The organism is Acidiferrimicrobium sp. IK (assembly GCF_025499425.1).
Taxonomy (GTDB): domain Bacteria; phylum Actinomycetota; class Acidimicrobiia; order Acidimicrobiales; family Palsa-688; genus Acidiferrimicrobium.
The window spans coordinates 119,271-134,661 of sequence record NZ_JAIMCB010000010.1 but is presented as its reverse complement, the minus strand read 5'-3'; the positions used below and the strand labels follow the sequence as shown (position 1 = coordinate 134,661).

Sequence of the window (15,391 nt, the reverse complement as noted above, 5' to 3'; positions counted from 1 at the left end):
CCGTGACCAGCGTCGACCCCGGCGTGCGCGACGCGCACAACGCGCCTGAGGACATCAAGGCGGTCCCGGTCCGCCACCCCGGGCGGTGGGTGGCGGCCGCCGTCCTCGCGGTGCTGGTCGCCCAGCTCGTCCACTTCCTCGTAGCGACGTCAAAGCTGCGCTGGGACGTGGTGCGCAGCTACCTCTTCAACCACCAGATCCTGGTCGGGTTGGAGCGCACCGTCTTGCTGACCGTCGGGTGCATGGCGATCGGGGTGGCGCTCGGCGTCACCCTGGCGGTCATGAGGATGTCGCCCAACCCGGTCGTCAAGTCGGTGGCGTGGCTGTACATCTGGTTCTTCCGGGGCACCCCGGTGCTGGTGCAGCTGCTGTTTTGGTTCTTCCTGCCGACGGTGATCCACTCCCTCAGCTTCGGCGTGCCGTTCGGACCCTCGATCGTGCACGCCGACGCCAAGACCGTCATCACCCAGCTGTGGTCGGTCCTGCTCGGGCTCGGTCTCAACGAGGCGGCGTACATGTCCGAAATCGCCCGGGCAGGGATCCTGTCGGTCGATGAGGGCCAGACCGAGGCCGCGCAGGCGCTCGGCATGCGCCGGGTCCAGACGCTGCGGCGCATCGTGTTGCCGCAGGCCATGAGGGTGATCATCCCCCCGACCGGCAACGAGACCATCTCGATGCTCAAGACGACATCGCTGGCGTCGACCATCGGCTACCTCGAGCTGCTCGGCTCCGCGCAGCTGATCTACGCCCGCAACTACCTGATCATCCCGCTGCTGCTCACGGTCAGCATCTGGTACCTGGTCCTCACCTCCGTCTCCTACGTCGGCCAGTACTACCTCGAACGCCGCTTCGGCCGGGGTACCGCCCGCGACCTTCCCCCGACCCCCTTGCAGCGCCTGCGGGTCTTGGGCTTCGGCCGGCCCGCCGGGGGGCTCGGCTGATGACCCCGATGGTGGAGGCGCAAGGCGTCCACAAACGCTTCGGGAGGACCGAGGTCCTCCGCGGCATCGATCTGTCGGTGGCCGCCGGCGAGGTGCTCTGCATCGTCGGTCCGTCAGGGTCGGGGAAAAGTACCTTCCTGCGCTGCGTCAACCACCTGGAGAAGGTGGACGCCGGGCGACTCCTAGTCGACGGGGTGCTCGTCGGGTACCGGGAGGAGGGCGGCCGCCTGCACGAGCTGAGGGAGCGCGAGGTGTGCGCCACCAGGCGCGACATCGGCATGGTGTTCCAGCGCTTCAACCTGTTCCCGCACATGACCGCCCTCGGCAATGTCATGGAGGCGCCGATGCAGGTCCTCGGGCGCCCGCGCGCCGAGGCCCGGGCCCAGGCGGTGGCCCTGCTCGAGCGGGTCGGGCTGAGCGCCAAGGCCGACAACTACCCCTCGCAGCTGTCGGGCGGCCAGCAGCAGCGGGTGGCCATCGCCAGAGCCCTGGCCATGGGCCCCAAGCTGATGCTCTTCGACGAGCCGACATCCGCGCTGGACCCGGAGCTGGTCGGCGAGGTGCTCGACGTGATGCGCCAGCTCGCCGCCGACGGGATGACGATGATCGTCGTCACCCACGAGATGGGGTTCGCCCGGGAGGTCGGCGACCAGCTGGTTTTCATGGACGAGGGGACCATCGTCGAGTCCGGGCCACCCCGGGAGGTGCTCGCCGCCCCCCGGCACAAGCGGACGCAGGCGTTCTTGTCGAAGGTTCTCTGATGGTCGAAGCTTCTCCGATCGCCCCCGCCGCGCCGCTGTGATCGTCGTGTGCGGCGAGGCGCTCGTCGACTTCGTCCCCCGTCCCGACGGGTTGTGGGAGGCCCGCCCGGGCGGCGCCCCGGCCAACGTCGCCCGGACGCTGTCGGCCCTCGGGGCGCCGACGGTGTTCCTGGGTGGCTTGTCGTCCGACGGGTTCGGGCGAATGCTGCGAGCCCACCTGGAAGACGCCGGCGTCGACGTGAGCCGCTGCCCGCCGGCGCTCCAAGCAACCGCTCTGGCCGTCGCCGACACCACCCACGCCGACGTGACCTACACCTTCTACGTGGAGGGCACGGCGACGTTCGCCGCGGTCGACCGGGCACCAGCAGCCACGAGCGCGCTCTACGTCGGAGGGTTGGGCACCATCGTCGAGCCGATGGCCACCGCCCTCTACGAGCTGCTGGCGGATCTCCCGGCGAGCGCGATCCGCATGTACGACCCCAACGTTCGCCCGGCGTTCGTGGCCGGGATCGCCGACTACCGCGACCAGGTGGAGCGATGGATCGGACGGGCCGACGTCATCAAAGCCAGCGAGAGCGACATCCAGTTCCTCTACCCGGGGGCGCCCTTTGTTGAGGTCGCCGGCCGCTGGATGGACCTCGGCGCCAGCCTGGTGGCGGTCACCCGGGGCGCCGCCGGCAGCGAGGCGTTCACCGCCGGCGCCCGGGCCGACGTCGAGGCGGCGCCGGTCGACGCGACCGACGCCATCGGCGCGGGCGACGCGTTCTCGGCCGGCCTGCTCCAGAGCCTGGCCGGCGCCGGTCACCTCGACCGCCACGCGCTCGCCGCGGTCGGGGTCGAGCACCTCGCGGCGCACCTCCGCGCCGCCGGCGCGGTCGCTGCCTCCCACCTTCGCCAGGGCGCCCGACGCTGACCTCCTCCGGTAAGCATTCCGCCGGCCCCGGAGCTGAGACCTCCTCGGTCGTCCGGGCCCTGGCGCCGGCCGTCGCGGCGGTGCTGGTCGCCGGCGTCATCGGGGCGGTCGTGGTCGGCGGAGGTGGCGGGCGCCTGCCGGGAGGCGCCTCCGAAAGCGGAGGGCATCCGAGCGGGCACAGCGCCACGACCGCAGCAGGCCCCACCGGCACCGCCACCATCCCGGTGACGACGTTGCCGCCCGCAGCGGGGAGCGCACCCTCGTCGGCGACCCTGTCCGCCAACCTCTTGGCCTTCGCCGATCTCGGCGGGTTCTACGATCCGGTGCCTGCCGACAGCTCCCGTCAGCTGGCCGCCTCCCCCTGCCTGAGCCAGCTGGCACCCACAGGCGCGGCCACGTCCGCCTCGACGTACTTCGCCGGCCCGGCCCGCGGCTCGCTGCCCGCCATCAACGAAGTGGTGGCCGGGTACAACGGCGCCGCGGCGACCGCCGCCTACGCCCACGACGTCTCGGTCCTGCAGCACTGCAGCCCGGTCACCGTCACCGTCGCCGGCGCGACCGCCACCCTCCGGCTGGCGCCCGTCGCGAACACGCTGCCTGCCAGTGACACCGAGAGCGCCTTTGGGGGCACCGGGGTGGTCCAAGGGCGCACCTGGTCGGTCGACATCGGCCTGGTCGCTCAGCCACAGGTCGTCTTGCTGGTGATCTACATCGACACCGTGCCCCCCTCCAACGCCATCTACGGCAATTTCCCCTCGACGCTCGCCGCTGCGCTCGGCAAGCTGGCCTGAGCTCAACGCCAGGCGAACACCGGTTGCTCGTAGCCGGCCACCCGCTCGGTGACGCCCTCGAGGGCGACCCGGCGGAACTGCAGGAGGATCGCGCCGGTCGGGGCGTGGATGAGGTCGCCGCCGATCGGGAGCTGCACGACCGGCCGGTCCGACTCGGGGATGGTGACAAACCGGGGGGAGTCCGCCCGGCACAGCTCCCGGAACGACACGCGGTGGACGGAGCGCACCTCACCTGCGTGGGGCGAGATGACAGGGTCGTCGCCGCCCCAGAACACGAACGGCGAGATCACATACCCGGACCGGGTCGGGTAGTCGTCCAGCGCACCGAGCAGTGCTGAGGGCTCCAGGGCCAGGCCCAACTCCTCGCGCAGCTCTCTAAGCGCGGCGCCGAGCGGCGTCTCGCCGTCGTCGACACGGCCGCCGGGAAGAGCCCACTGGCCGGCGTGGGCGCGCAGGCCGGCGGCTCGGCGGGTCAGCAGCACCGCCGGGCCGCCAGCGGTGCCGACCACGCTGCCGGTAAGGCCAAGACCCTCGGCGCCCGGGATCGCCGCCAGGTCTTCGACCGACGCCGGCTGGTCATCCCCGCCATCGGTGTCCGCGTCGCTGTCGACGACGACCACCGCCACCGCGGCGTGGCGCCGGGCGCCGACCGCCTCCGCTTGGCGGTCATGGCGGCGCAGGTTGGCGGTCAGGTGGGCCCGAAGCGGCGCTCCCCACCGCTGTGCTGCGCCGCTGTCGGTGGCTGCGCCCTCGAGGTTTCCGGAATCAGCCACCCCTCGACGGTAGCGGCGGCTTTTCGATACGTATACGGATCGGAACGCTGCTACCGTTTGCGCTGGACCGCGGTAACCCCCCTCGCGGTCCCCTCAACCCCCCGGAGGAATTGATGAGGTCTTTGGCGCGCTGGTGCTTCCGGCATCGCCGTTGGGTGCTGGCCATCTGGCTGGTCGCTCTGATCGGTTCCTCGGCGCTCTCGCAGGCCGCAGGAACGAAGTTCGCGACCAAGTTCCAGCTGTCGAGCACCGAGTCGGGTAAGGCCCTGACGTTGCTGCAAAAGGACTTCCCTGCGGTCTCGGGAAGCTCTGATCAAATCGTCCTCCATGCCACCTCCGGCACAGTCCGGGACCCGGCGATCCAGGCCAGGGTCAGTGCGATGCTGGCCAAGGTGGCCACGCTCCCCGACGTCCGGACGGTGACCAGCCCGTACTCGGCGAGGGGCGCCGGGCAGGTGAGCAAGGACGGCACCGTCGCTTTTGCCACCGTGGTTTTCGACGGCAGCCAGACCAACCCCAAGGCCGATGTCAAGCAGGTCATCTCCACCGCTCAGGCGGCCGCTGACAGCCAGCTGCAGGTCGCGCTCGGCGGTCAGGACATCGAGCAGGCCCAGCAGCAGAGCAGCAACAGCAGCACCGGGCTCGGAGTGCTCTTCGCCCTCATCGTCCTCGGGGTGGCGTTCGGCGCGCTGTTCGCCGCGTTCTTGCCGATCATCACCGCCCTGGTCGCCATCGGCATCGGCTACGCCCTCACCGGCCTAGCCAGCCACGTGTTCTCGGTGGCGGAGTTCGCCACCATCCTCGGGATCCTCATCGGCCTCGGCGTCGGCGTCGACTACGCACTGTTCATCGTCACCCGCCACCGCGCCGGGCTCAAAGCCGGCCGAGACGTCGAGGAATCGGCAGTGATCGCCGTCAACACCGCCGGGCGGGCCGTGTTCTTCGCCGGTATCACGGTGTGCATCGCCCTGCTCGGGCAGTTCGCGCTCGGCCTGTCGTTCCTCTACGGGGTGGCCGTCTCCGCGTCGGTGACGGTGATCCTCACCATGCTCGCCTCTCTCACCCTCCTCCCCTCCCTCCTTGGCTTCTTCGGGATGAAGGTCCTCAGCCGCAAGCAGCGCGCCAGCCTGGCCGCCAACGGTCCGGTGGACGAGGCGGTCGTCGGGTTCTGGGCCCGCTGGGCCGGCTTCATCCAGCGAACGCCCACGCTGCCGGCCATCGCCGCGCTGCTCGTCGTGGTCGTCGTCGCCCTGCCCGTGTTGACCCTGCGCCTCGGCCTTGACGACGCCGGCACCGATCCGCCAGGCAGCACCACGCTGCAGGCCTACACGTTGCTGGCCAAGGGTTTCGGTCCCGGCGTCAGCGGCCCGTTCCAGATCGTCGGCGAGTTGCCCTCGCCCAGCGCCCAGCCGGCGTTCGCGGCCTTGACCAAGGCGTTGGCCAAGGAACCAGGCGTGGTCTCCGTCGGCCCGCCGGTGGTCAGCCCCGACGGATTGGTCGCGGTCGCCAACCTGTATCCCGCCACCAGCCCGCAGTCGAAGGCCACCACCAGCCTGCTCCACCGGTTGCGGGGCCAGGCCGTCCCCAAGGCCGTCGCGGGCACCGGCATAACGGTTCTCGTCGGCGGGGCCACCGCCATCCAGTCCGATTTCTCCCACATCCTCTCCTCCAAGCTGCCGCTGTTTCTCGCGGTGGTCGTGATCCTCGGGTTCATCCTGTTGATGGCGGTGTTCCGCAGCCTGTTGGTGCCGCTCATCGCTTCGGTCATGAACCTGCTCTCGGTCGGGGCCGCCCTCGGGATCATGAACGCGGTGTTCGAATGGGGCTGGGGCCACTCGCTGTTCCGCATATCGGAGAAAGCGCCCGTCGAGGTGTTCATCCCGGTCCTTTTGATCTCGATCCTGTTCGGCCTGTCGATGGACTACGAGGTGTTCCTCGTCAGCCGGATGCACGAGGAATGGGCCCACTCCCGGGACAACCAGCGGGCCGTGACGACCGGGCAGGCTGCGACCGGGCGGGTCATCACCGCCGCCGCGAGCATCATGATCCTCGTCTTCGCGTCGTTCGCCCTCGGCGACAACGTCATCATCAAACAGTTCGGGATCGGCCTGGCCGGGGCGATCATCATCGACGCCTTCGTCGTGCGAACCGTTCTCGTCCCCGCGCTGATGCACCTCTTCGGGCCCCGCAACTGGTGGCTGCCGGGATGGCTGGACCGGGCCATTCCGCAGCTCAACGTGGAGGGCGCCGACTCCGCCGGGTCGGTTGGAGGGCAGCCCGAGCCGGTGCTGACCGGCCGCTGAGCGGCGTGCGGCGGGGCGCGTGACACCGCCCGGCCGGCCCCGCGACCCCCAACTCGACGACGCGGCGATGACCGCGGTCATCGGGCTCATCGTCGAGGGCGGCTACCACGGTGTGAGCATGGACCGGATCGCGGCGCGTGCCGGGGTCAGCAAGGCGGCGCTGTACCGCCGCTGGCCCAACAAGCTGGCGTTGACCGTCGATGCGATCGCCCATCTCGCGACCACCAAGGTCGTCGTGCCCGACACCGGGGACGTGCGGGCCGATCTCGTCGAGTTCCTTCTCGGATTCATGATCGAGAAGCGGGCCGACGCGGGGACCTACGAAGCGCTGAGCGCGGCGATCGCCGCCGACCCGGACTTGGCGATGCAATGCCGCGACACCGTCATCGCCCGGTTCACCGCCATGTTCCGGGGCATCGTCGCCAGGGGAGTGGAGCGAGGCCAGCTGCCGGCCGACACCGACGTGGAGCTGCTCGGCGACATCGCTCCGGCGCTGATCCGTCACCGCCGGCAGCTGGCCGGCGAACCGCTCGACAAGGCCTACATCGACCGGATCGTCGCACAGTTCTTCCGGCCCTGCCCTTCCTGACCCGCCGGCGTCAGCCCCGGCCGGGGGGCGCGGGTGCCGCGGTGGGGGGGAGGGGGTGCAACGGCCAGGCCGCGATGGTGTTGTCGTGGCCCGATCACCACGGGTCGCGGCCGTCCCCGTCCGCGCAGCCGGCGCAAGTGCCGGTGATGGCGAAATGGCGGATGTCGAGCGAGAACCCGTAACGGTCCCGCAGCGCCGCCGCGACCTCCTCGAAGTCCGCCTGGTCGGCGTCGATGACCGCTCCGCAGCGGTCGCAGGTCAGATGCACATGATGGTTCTCGCCGAGGTGCCACTGCGCCGGCCCGTGCCCGAGATGGCTGTGATACACCACACCCAGCTCCTCGAAGCGCTCAAGGGTGCGGTACACCGTCGCCTGGTGCACCGCTGGGTGCTCGGCGTGGATCTGCTCGGCCAGCTCCTCGGCGGTGCGGTGCGCCGGCCCGGTAGCCATGGCCTCGAGGATCACCCGACGAGCACCGCTGGCCCGACCGCCCCGGGCTCGCAGCAGGTCCATCACCTCGGCCACCCGATCTTCGGCCACCCGATCCTCGGCCCCGTCAGCCGTGCTCTGGCCGACGGGGTCGACTCCCCGCTCCACAGCCGCCCTAGCCCGCATGACCCCCGGCCCCGTAGTGCCCGCCGCCGGCGCCCCCATGACCGTGACCGGTAGAGCCACCGACATGACCGCCGGCGCCGATTGCCGCGGCCGCGTCCCACCGGGCCTCCACCCGACCGTACTTCCAAACGGCCAGCGCCGCGACCCAGGTGAGCACGAACACACCGACGATGATGTATCCGGCGACGTTGAGGTTGAATCCGTTGACCACGTCCCACACCCCGCCCGACAACCGCAGCTGGCCGCTCAACACCGACAGCAGTTCGACGGTCCCGATGGCGAACGCTACGGTCACCGACAGCCCGGTGATGATGATGTTGTAGTACACCTTTCGCACCGGCCGGGAGAACGCCCACTCGTAGGCGAAGTTCATGAACGACCCGTCGATGGTGTCGAGCAGGCTCATGCCCGCCGCGAAGAGGATCGGCATGCTGAGCACCGCCCAGAAGGGCAGCCCCGACGCCACCGCCGTGCCCGACAGGATCAAGAACGCCACCTCCGTCGCGGTGTCGAACCCCAGCCCGAAGAGGAACCCGATCGGGTACAGCTTCCAGGGCTTGTCGATCCTCCTGGCCATCGGCCCGAAGAACCGGTTCATCATGCCCCGAGCGTTGAGCTGGCGCTCCAGTTCCTCCTGGTCGAACCGGCCGCGGCGCATGTCGAGGAACATCCGCACGATGGAGACCAGGATCACGACGTTGAGACCGGCGATTATGTAGAGGAACCCGCCTGACAGCGACGTCCCGATGAGCCCGGTGTAGTGGTGCAGGCCGGAGTTGGTGTCCTTCACCTGGCTGTTTAGGGCTCGGATGCCGAAGTTGAGCAGCACCGACAGCAGGAACACGACGGAGGAGTGGCCGAGGGAGAACCACAGGCCGGTCCCGAGGGGCCGCTGGCCCTCCGACATCAGCTTGCGGGTGGTGTTGTCAATCGCCGAGATGTGGTCGGCGTCGAAGGCGTGGCGCATCCCGAGGGTGTAGGCCAGCACTCCGGTGCCGATCCCGAAGGTCTTGGTGCCACTCAGGTGGTAGTGGCCGCGCGCCGCGGCGACGAGCAGCACGATACCGGCGACGTGGAGCAGCAGGATGAACCCGGCCATTCCTCCTACCCGGCGCCACTCGTGGGGTGTCAGCCCGCGCCTGATCGCCTCCAATCGAGACAGCGGGGGTGCGGCGGTCACGCTCACGGCGGTGGGCTTCCTCTGGTCGGTGAGGGCGCCGGTCTGGTTCCGAGCGCCCAGTTGAAGAGTAGTTGCGTGCTGCTCGCAACAAGCAACGAAAATTTGGGCAAGGTGCTTCCCGGCAAGGACTCAGGAGCGTCACGCGACGCCCCGCCAGTCGAGGTGCCCACCACACCACACCCCGGGCGGCTATACCGAACCGGGCTGCCATGACCGATCCTTCTTTCCTCGTTCGCACTGCCCGCCCCGGCGACGTCGACGCCATGCTCGACTTGTGGGTGCTCTCCGGCCTAAAGGTGCAGCGCGCGCCGGCCCGGCAGGAGCTGGAGCGGCTCCTGCGAGCGGGGAGCGACCTGGTGCTAATCGCCGAGGCCCCGGACCCGGAGGCCCCCTCGACGGGCGTGGCGGTGGGGACGGTGCTCGGCACCTGGGACGGGCGCCGGGGTTGGGTTCAGCGCCTGGCCACCGCCCCGGAGTGGCGGGGCCGGCGCATCGCCACTGCCTTGGTCGAGGAGCTGGAAGACAGGCTCCGAGCCCGCGGCTGTCGCAAGGTCAACCTGCTGGTCGAACGGGACAACGCGTCGGTCATGCCGTTCTACGAAGGCGCGGGATACTCCCGCCGCCCCCTCATCTTCATGGAGAAGCAGTTGGAGAAAGGGAGCCGGGGGTGAACGACGATGTGCGCCGGGAGCTGGCCGTGGCGTTCATGGAGCTGGTTCTCCTCGCGGTGCGCGAGCGACCAAGACAGCTGAGTCTCACGTCGCTTTCGACTCTTGACACGCTGGACCGGACAGGGGCGCGGCGGATCACCGAGCTGGCCGCGGTGGAGGGCGTGGCCCAACCCTCGATGACCGCGGTGGTCGCCCAGGTGGAGCGGGCCGGTCTGGTCCAGCGCCGGCGCGACCCGGACGACGCGCGGGTCGTGATGGTCGCCATCTCCGACGCCGGGCGGGAGTTCTTGCACCAGCAACGCCAACTCGGCGCGGCGGCGTTCGCCTCCCGGCTGGAAGCGCTCGACGACCAGGACCAAGCCGAGCTGGCCGCGGTTCTCCCGATCCTGCGCCGGCTGCGCCAGGTTTGACGGTAGGCGAGGCAGGAACTCAGGCGCTCGGCGGCGAAGTCCGCTACGCCGGGACCGCCGCTGCTGCCAGCGGTGACCCCGCGGACCCACACCGAGGAGATGCTCGCCCCATGACCGCCACCGAGCCGTCCAACAGCCGCCTGCGCTCGGCCCCCGCTCCGGCGACCGCCGCCAACCCGATCCTGGGCCTCGAGCCGGCGCTGGTCGCCAAGGCGGTGATCGGCCTCGGGCTGTTCATGGGCGTCATGCCCTTCGTCGGGCCTGCGGTCGGGCTCCCCCTCGACGGCGCAGCGTGGCAGTGGACCACCGACCGGATCGTGCTCCACGTCATTCCCGGCGCCCTCGGCGTCCTCCTCGGGTACGCCGTGCTGCGCGTGGCCCGCTGCGGCCCCGATGCCCGCCGGGCCATGGCCCCGGCGCTGCGCGCGCTCGCGCTCGCCACCATCTTCCTCGGGGTGTGGATGGGAGCCGGCCCGTGGCTCTTCGACATAATCGTGCCCGGCGCCGGGCAGTCGGGGCTCATGTTCCTCGGCGTTCCCGGCTGGTCGTCGATGTCCCCGCTGCACCAGATGGCGCTCGAGATGGTGTGCCACTGGGGGCCGGGGATCTTGATGGCTTCCGCCGGCGTGGCGGTGTCTACCGTCGCCGCCGGCATGCTGGCTCGCACCGGAGACTGACCGGCGGGCCTGGCCGCCCTGTTTGACCTGCGGTCAGGAACTTCCGTTAGGGTTGACCGTCTTACAGTCAGGCCGCCGGCCTGCCCAGGCCGTCACCCGACTCAGGAGGTCACCCATGGCCACGAAGCGCACCGCCGGGACCAAAGCGGTGGTGACCGGCGCCGGCAGTGGCATCGGTCGGGCCTTCGCTCTGGAGCTGGCCGCCAGGGGCGGGCGGGTTGTCTGCAGCGACATCGCCCTGGACCGGGCGGAGGCCACCGCGGCGGAGATTCGCGCCTCGGGCGGGACCGCCCACGCCGTCGCCTGCGACGTGGGTCGCCTGGAAGACGTGGAGGCGCTGGCTGGCGCCGCGGAGGACTTCCTCGGCGCGCCGGTGGACCTCGTAGTCAACAACGCAGGTGTCGGCACCGGAGGCTCGGTGATCGGCGAGACACCGATCGAAGACTGGCGCTGGACGGTGGGAATCAACCTTTGGGGCGTGATCCACGGCTGTCACGTCTTCGTGCCCCGGCTACGGGCCGCCGGGCGGGGCGGGGTGATCAACGTCGCGTCCGCCGCCGGGTTCGCCGCGGCACCGCAGATGGCCGCCTACAACGCCACAAAGGCTGCGGTGATCGCGGTCTCCGAGACCCTGGCCGCGGAGCTGTCCGGCACCGGCATCGGCGTCACGGTGGTCTGCCCGACGTTCGTCGCCACCAACATCGCAGTCAACGGGCGGATGACAGACCGGGGGCGGGAGACGGCCAACCAGCTGATGGCCCGGGGCAAGGTGTCCGCCGAGGGCGTCGCTCGCATGGCGCTCGACGGTCACGACCGGGGCCGCCTCTACGTGCTGCCCCAGCTCGACGCCAAGATCGTCTGGCGGGCCAAGCGCAGCGCCCCGAACCTGTACCTGCGGGCGGTGAGCCTCGGCGCCCGCCTGGCCGAGCGCCGCCTCAGCAAGTCCGAGCCGGCCGCCGGCTGACAAGCCCAGGGCCGGCCCCGCCGGCTGACCAGCTCTGGGCCGGCCCCGCCGGCTGACCAGCTCTGGGCCGCCGGTTGGGCAGCCCAGAGCCGGCGCCAGCGTTCCGTCAGCTTTCCGGCTCCTCGGGGGCGGGGAACCGCACCGTCACCTCCAGCTCCTCGGCTCCCCGCACGAGGCCGAGCGCCAATGTGTCCTCCGCGGCGTCCAGCGCCGCGGTCAGCTGCTCGAGGGAGGTCACACCGACCCCGCCGGCGCTGACGAGGAGGTCACCTCTCCTGATGCCTGCGACCGCGGCCGGGCTGGCGTCCTCGACGCCCCGCACGAGCAGGCCGTCGCGCTCGGGCAGACCGGCCGCCGCCCGGATCCGCCGGGCCACCTGGGTAGGAGCCAGGGCGACGCCGAGGCGCCGGCGGGTCGGCGACTCGCCTCTCGACAGCCCCTCGATCCGGGTCCGCAGACTGTCCGACACCGGCACCGCGAGGTAGAACCCGTCGCCGAGGCGGTGGGTCGACACCGCCAGAAGCCGCCCTGTCGCGTCGACCACCGGACCGCCCGAGGACCCCGGCGCCAGGGGGGCGGTGTGCTCGACCGCGTCCTCGATCAGCCGGCCGCCCGGCCCGCGGAACTGGCGGCCGGTGGCGGAGACCGCCCCCTGGGTGACCCGGATGCCGCCGCCGGGCGGCACGGCGAGAGCGAACACCGGCTGCCCGAGGCCAGGGGCGGCGCCGGCCCACTCGAGGGGGCGTGCGCCTGCGGTGTCGACGGTGATGGCGGCCAGGTCGCCGTCGCCGTCCACGCCGGCGACGGTGCCGGTGGCTTGGCGGCCGTCGGAGAAGGTGACAGTGGTCTGGGCCCCGCGCAGGTTGTGGGCGTTGGTCGCCACCACGCCAGGGGCGACGACTATGCCGGCGCCCCGTCCGGGGCCCCGGCCGATACGGACCACCGCGGAGCCGGCGCTCCCGGCGATGGACTGGATTGCGGACTGCAGATCGTCGAGGACGGGCATGGAGGCCTCCGTGTCGCTGATTGTAACTTGCGAGTTGCAAGCTACCCGCCGAGCTGGGCTAACGGCGCCGCCCCGATCGGCTCGGGATCAGGCGCCGGGTGAGCCGCCCGCCACCTCGTAGGACCACAGCTCCGAGGACACCGACACCGGGCCGCCGTGCGGGGCCGGCCGGTCTGCGCCGGCGTGGCCGTGGGAGAACGCCGGCGACGACACCCACGCCTGGAACGACGCCTCGTCGCGCCACCGGGTCACCACCAGCCACTGCGTGCGGTCGTCCACGGGCTTGAGCAGCTCGAAACCCTCGAATCCGTCTTGGCCGTCCACGGCGCCGGCCCGGGCTGCGAAGCGCTTGGCCAGTTCGTCGCCCGAGCCAGCCGGCACGGTGATGGCGTTGATCTTGATCACGGTCATGGCCCGATCTGAGCAGATCGCCGGCCCCGTCGCTCGCCAGGGTGGCCGCCGTCGCCTGGCATCATCGGTGGTGGTGCACGGTCGCGTCTGCGTCTTCAGCGGGTCGAGTCCCGGTGCCCGCCCCGAGTACCTCGCGGCTGCCGGAGCGCTCGGCGGGGAGGTGGCCCGGCGGGGCATGACCCTGGTGTACGGCGGCGCCTCGGTGGGGTTGATGGGAGCGGTCGCTGACGCCGCCCTCGCCGCGGGAGGCCGGGTTATCGGGGTGATCCCCCAGGTCCTGGTTGACCGGGAGGTAGCCCACGGCGGGCTGAGCGAGCTGCGGGTGGTCGCTTCGATGCACGAGCGCAAGGCTTTGATGGCGGACCTGTCCGACGGTTTCGTGGCGCTCCCCGGCGGGCTCGGCACGCTCGAGGAGCTGGCCGAGGTGTTGACCTGGTCACAGCTGGGCCTGCAGCACAAGCCGTGCGGCCTGCTCGACGTGGCCGGCTTCTGGGCGCCGCTGCTGGCGTTCCTCGACCACGCGGTGGAGGAACGCTTCGTCCGCGTCGAGCACCGCCGGCTGGTCCTGACCGCCCCCGAGCCCGCGTCGCTGCTCGACGCCATGGCGGGCTGGGTGCCAGAGACGGTCGGCAAATGGGTCGACCGCGACCGCCGGTGACGCGCTGGAGGGAGATCGGGGCCGCCGGTTGGAGTTGGCGCCGGCGCCCCAGGTAGAAACGGCGGGCGTGACCGCGCAGCCCGGAATCTTCGCCCTCGGCACCATCGAGCACTGCTACCTTGAGTTGGACCTGGTGGCGGGAGCGGACCCTGCGGGTCTGGTCGGGGTGCTGGCCTGGTTGTGCGGGCCCGGGAGCCCGCTGGCCGGAGTCAGCGTGACGGTGGCCGTGCGCCCCGAACTGTGGGCCGAGGTGGCGCCTGAGCACGCCCCTCCCGGCGTGCGATCCTTCGAAGCGATCGTCGGGCCGGAGCTGACCATGCCCGCCACCCAGCACGACGCCTGGGTGTGGGTCGCCGGCGGCGGGCGCGACATCGTCTTCGACAGCGCCCGCAAGGTCCTCGACGCGGCGGCCGGCGTGGCCACGGTCGGCAGCGAGATCACCGGTTGGGTGTACCGCCACGACCGTGACCTGACCGGGTTCATCGACGGGACCGAAAACCCGAGCGTCGTCGAGGCGCCCGGGGTCGCGGTCCGCGCCGGCGCTCCAGGGGCCGGCTCCAGCGTCGTGCTCGTCCAGCGGTGGCGTCACCTCGACGCGTGGGCCGCTTTGGGGGACGCCGAACAAGAACTGGTCATCGGGCGCAGCAAACCCGACAGCGTCGAGCTCGACGACGAGCGGATGCCCGCCGACTCCCACGTCAGTCGCAACGTGGTGGAGGAGGACGGCGAGGAGCTGGCGATCTACCGGCGCAACACCGCCTACGGCGGGCCGACCGACCACGGGACGCTGTTCGTCGGGTTCTGCGCAGAGCAGCATCCGCTGCAGATCATGCTCGAGCGGATGGCCGGGGTCGGCGACGGGATACGCGACGCGCTGACCCGCTACACCACCCCGCTGAGCGGTTCGTACTACCTGGCACCGTCCCTCGACGCGTTGCAGGCGTTCCTCCCTCCCGACCTCGGGGTGTCGGTTAGCGTCTAGAGGTCAGTGAGCGCCGTCAGCGACAGGTGGTCCAGGGTCGTGACGGCGTTGGCCGTGTACGAGGACGCCGCGCTGACCCCCGAGGGCATGTGCGCGGCGGCCGTCGCGGTTCTCCGGGTCGCGGGGGCGTCGATCGTGTTGGCCGACAGCGACGACCAGCCAGCAGCCACCTACACCTCCGGTCCCGCGTTCGAGCGGGTGGAGGAGATCCAGTACGGCCTCGGGGCCGGGCCGGCGATCGACGCTCACGCCCGGGGCGCGCCGGTGGCGGCGATGGACCTGCGTCACGACCCTCCGGCGGGGTGGGGGGAGCTGAGCGGCGCGCTGCGACGATCCGGCGTCGCTGCGGTGTGCGCCTACCCCTTGGTCCTCGGTGCGGCCCGCCTGGGGGCGCTGACGTTGTACTGCAGCCAGCCGGGACCGCTCGGGCCGGAGCGCAACGCCGACGCGCTCGTCGTCGCCGCGGTCGTCACCCGGGCGCTGCTGGCGGTGCAGGCTGGTGCCGATGACGGCATGGTCGCCTCGGAGCTGGCGGACGGCGAGCCGGATCACGCCGTGGTCCACCAGGCGACCGGGATGGTGTCCGCTCAGCTCGACGTCGGTGTCGGAGAGGCCATGGCCCGGCTTCGCACCCGAGCCCGGTCCGACGGCTCCAACGTCCGGACCGTCGCGGCCGCCGTCGTCGACCGCCGCATCAGGTTCGATCGGTGACCCTCACGTCCGCCGCGGCCGCCGTTCCCACCCC

18 protein-coding genes are annotated in these 15,391 nt (G+C 71.3%); 13 read left to right on the top strand and 5 right to left on the bottom strand.

Features of this window, described 5'->3' with window-relative positions; all coding sequences use genetic code 11:
* Positions 1-2 precede the first annotated feature (2 nt).
* From K6U06_RS17025 to K6U06_RS17010, 4 genes are all read left to right on the top strand, one after another.
* Positions 3-941 (top strand): amino acid ABC transporter permease, encoded by a 939-nt coding sequence (locus K6U06_RS17025; RefSeq protein WP_262323157.1) that lies wholly within the window; start codon positions 3-5, stop codon positions 939-941.
* Positions 942-949: 8 nt separating this feature from the next.
* The gene (locus K6U06_RS17020; protein ID WP_262323210.1) at positions 950-1,702 is read left to right on the top strand and encodes an amino acid ABC transporter ATP-binding protein; all 753 of its coding nucleotides are present in this window, start codon (positions 950-952) and stop codon (positions 1,700-1,702) included.
* Between the two features lie 37 nt (positions 1,703-1,739).
* Positions 1,740-2,615: a carbohydrate kinase family protein gene (locus K6U06_RS17015; protein WP_262323156.1), complete on the top strand. Its 876-nt coding sequence runs from the start codon at positions 1,740-1,742 to the stop codon at positions 2,613-2,615.
* 80 nt (positions 2,616-2,695) lie between these two features.
* Positions 2,696-3,406 carry a hypothetical protein gene (locus tag K6U06_RS17010; RefSeq protein ID WP_262323155.1) on the top strand — a complete coding sequence of 237 codons (711 nt, stop codon included), beginning with the start codon at positions 2,696-2,698 and terminating at the stop codon, positions 3,404-3,406.
* Between the two features lie 2 nt (positions 3,407-3,408).
* On the opposite strand, the gene K6U06_RS24540 is transcribed toward K6U06_RS17010, so the two are convergent.
* Positions 3,409-4,098, bottom strand: a complete 690-nt coding sequence (locus tag K6U06_RS24540; protein ID WP_410051072.1) for an NUDIX hydrolase — start codon at positions 4,096-4,098, stop codon at positions 3,409-3,411.
* A 194-nt stretch (positions 4,099-4,292) separates the two neighbouring features.
* On the opposite strand from K6U06_RS24540, the gene K6U06_RS17000 reads away from it, so the two are divergent.
* Positions 4,293-6,482: an MMPL family transporter gene (locus tag K6U06_RS17000; protein ID WP_262323154.1), complete on the top strand. Its 2,190-nt coding sequence runs from the start codon at positions 4,293-4,295 to the stop codon at positions 6,480-6,482.
* 19 nt (positions 6,483-6,501) lie between these two features.
* Positions 6,502-7,071 carry a TetR/AcrR family transcriptional regulator gene (locus tag K6U06_RS16995; protein ID WP_262323153.1) on the top strand — a complete coding sequence of 190 codons (570 nt, stop codon included), beginning with the start codon at positions 6,502-6,504 and terminating at the stop codon, positions 7,069-7,071.
* A 94-nt stretch (positions 7,072-7,165) separates the two neighbouring features.
* Here K6U06_RS16995 and K6U06_RS16990 read toward each other — a convergent pair whose 3' ends face one another.
* Together K6U06_RS16990 and K6U06_RS16985 are read right to left on the bottom strand one after the other, a co-directional pair.
* A complete protein-coding gene (locus K6U06_RS16990) occupies positions 7,166-7,687 on the bottom strand; it encodes a Fur family transcriptional regulator (protein ID WP_262323152.1) in 522 nt (173 codons plus the stop codon).
* On the bottom strand, positions 7,677-8,786 hold the full coding sequence (locus tag K6U06_RS16985) for a HoxN/HupN/NixA family nickel/cobalt transporter (protein WP_262323151.1): 1,110 nt from the start codon (positions 8,784-8,786) through the stop codon (positions 7,677-7,679). The genes K6U06_RS16990 and K6U06_RS16985 overlap by 11 nt, the downstream gene beginning before the upstream one ends.
* A gap of 290 nt (positions 8,787-9,076) precedes the next feature.
* On the opposite strand from K6U06_RS16985, the gene K6U06_RS16980 reads away from it, so the two are divergent.
* The 4 genes from K6U06_RS16980 to K6U06_RS16965 all read left to right on the top strand — a co-directional run bounded on the left by K6U06_RS16980 (position 9,077) and on the right by K6U06_RS16965 (position 11,589).
* Positions 9,077-9,538, top strand: a complete 462-nt coding sequence (locus tag K6U06_RS16980) for a GNAT family N-acetyltransferase (RefSeq protein WP_262323150.1) — start codon at positions 9,077-9,079, stop codon at positions 9,536-9,538.
* The gene (locus K6U06_RS16975; protein ID WP_262323149.1) at positions 9,535-9,948 is read left to right on the top strand and encodes a MarR family winged helix-turn-helix transcriptional regulator; all 414 of its coding nucleotides are present in this window, start codon (positions 9,535-9,537) and stop codon (positions 9,946-9,948) included. Before K6U06_RS16980 ends, K6U06_RS16975 begins: the two co-directional genes overlap by 4 nt.
* Before the next feature lie 110 nt (positions 9,949-10,058).
* Positions 10,059-10,625: a hypothetical protein gene (locus K6U06_RS16970; RefSeq protein ID WP_262323148.1), complete on the top strand. Its 567-nt coding sequence runs from the start codon at positions 10,059-10,061 to the stop codon at positions 10,623-10,625.
* 115 nt (positions 10,626-10,740) lie between these two features.
* Entirely contained in the window at positions 10,741-11,589 is an 849-nt protein-coding gene (locus tag K6U06_RS16965; protein ID WP_262323147.1) for an SDR family NAD(P)-dependent oxidoreductase, read from the top strand.
* 106 nt (positions 11,590-11,695) lie between these two features.
* Here the strand turns inward: K6U06_RS16965 and K6U06_RS16960 are convergent, their stop codons facing one another.
* On the bottom strand, positions 11,696-12,595 hold the full coding sequence (locus K6U06_RS16960) for a S1C family serine protease (RefSeq protein WP_262323146.1): 900 nt from the start codon (positions 12,593-12,595) through the stop codon (positions 11,696-11,698).
* An 87-nt stretch (positions 12,596-12,682) separates the two neighbouring features.
* The gene (locus K6U06_RS16955) at positions 12,683-13,006 is read right to left on the bottom strand and encodes an antibiotic biosynthesis monooxygenase family protein (RefSeq protein WP_262323145.1); all 324 of its coding nucleotides are present in this window, start codon (positions 13,004-13,006) and stop codon (positions 12,683-12,685) included.
* Between K6U06_RS16955 and K6U06_RS16950 the strand changes: the two genes are divergently transcribed.
* The 3 genes from K6U06_RS16950 (at position 13,005) to K6U06_RS16940 (ending at position 15,357) form a co-directional block, all read left to right on the top strand.
* Positions 13,005-13,664 (top strand): TIGR00730 family Rossman fold protein, encoded by a 660-nt coding sequence (locus tag K6U06_RS16950; RefSeq protein ID WP_262323144.1) that lies wholly within the window; start codon positions 13,005-13,007, stop codon positions 13,662-13,664. The two genes, K6U06_RS16955 and K6U06_RS16950, sit on opposite strands and share 2 nt — an antisense overlap.
* Before the next feature lie 67 nt (positions 13,665-13,731).
* Positions 13,732-14,646, top strand: coding sequence for a Dyp-type peroxidase (locus tag K6U06_RS16945; protein ID WP_262323143.1), 915 nt, complete (start codon positions 13,732-13,734; stop codon positions 14,644-14,646).
* Positions 14,647-14,652: 6 nt separating this feature from the next.
* Complete coding sequence (locus K6U06_RS16940) at positions 14,653-15,357, top strand: GAF and ANTAR domain-containing protein (protein ID WP_262323142.1); 705 nt, start codon at positions 14,653-14,655, stop codon at positions 15,355-15,357.
* Positions 15,358-15,391 lie beyond the last annotated feature (34 nt).

What these genes read in the sequence shown, in the direction of transcription:
- K6U06_RS16960 (WP_262323146.1), bottom strand. Translation starts at nt 12,595, where the DNA reads ATGCCCGTCCTCGACGATCTGCAGTCCGCAATCCAGTCCATCGCCGGG.
- K6U06_RS17020 (WP_262323210.1), top strand. Translation starts at nt 950, where the DNA reads ATGGTGGAGGCGCAAGGCGTCCACAAACGCTTCGGGAGGACCGAGGTC.
- K6U06_RS16955 (WP_262323145.1), bottom strand. Translation starts at nt 13,006, where the DNA reads ATGACCGTGATCAAGATCAACGCCATCACCGTGCCGGCTGGCTCGGGC.
- K6U06_RS16965 (WP_262323147.1), top strand. Translation starts at nt 10,741, where the DNA reads ATGGCCACGAAGCGCACCGCCGGGACCAAAGCGGTGGTGACCGGCGCC.
- K6U06_RS16990 (WP_262323152.1), bottom strand. Translation starts at nt 7,687, where the DNA reads ATGCGGGCTAGGGCGGCTGTGGAGCGGGGAGTCGACCCCGTCGGCCAG.
- K6U06_RS16970 (WP_262323148.1), top strand. Translation starts at nt 10,059, where the DNA reads ATGACCGCCACCGAGCCGTCCAACAGCCGCCTGCGCTCGGCCCCCGCT.
- K6U06_RS16980 (WP_262323150.1), top strand. Translation starts at nt 9,077, where the DNA reads ATGACCGATCCTTCTTTCCTCGTTCGCACTGCCCGCCCCGGCGACGTC.
- K6U06_RS16950 (WP_262323144.1), top strand. Translation starts at nt 13,005, where the DNA reads ATGGCCCGATCTGAGCAGATCGCCGGCCCCGTCGCTCGCCAGGGTGGC.
- K6U06_RS17000 (WP_262323154.1), top strand. Translation starts at nt 4,293, where the DNA reads ATGAGGTCTTTGGCGCGCTGGTGCTTCCGGCATCGCCGTTGGGTGCTG.
- K6U06_RS16985 (WP_262323151.1), bottom strand. Translation starts at nt 8,786, where the DNA reads ATGGCCGGGTTCATCCTGCTGCTCCACGTCGCCGGTATCGTGCTGCTC.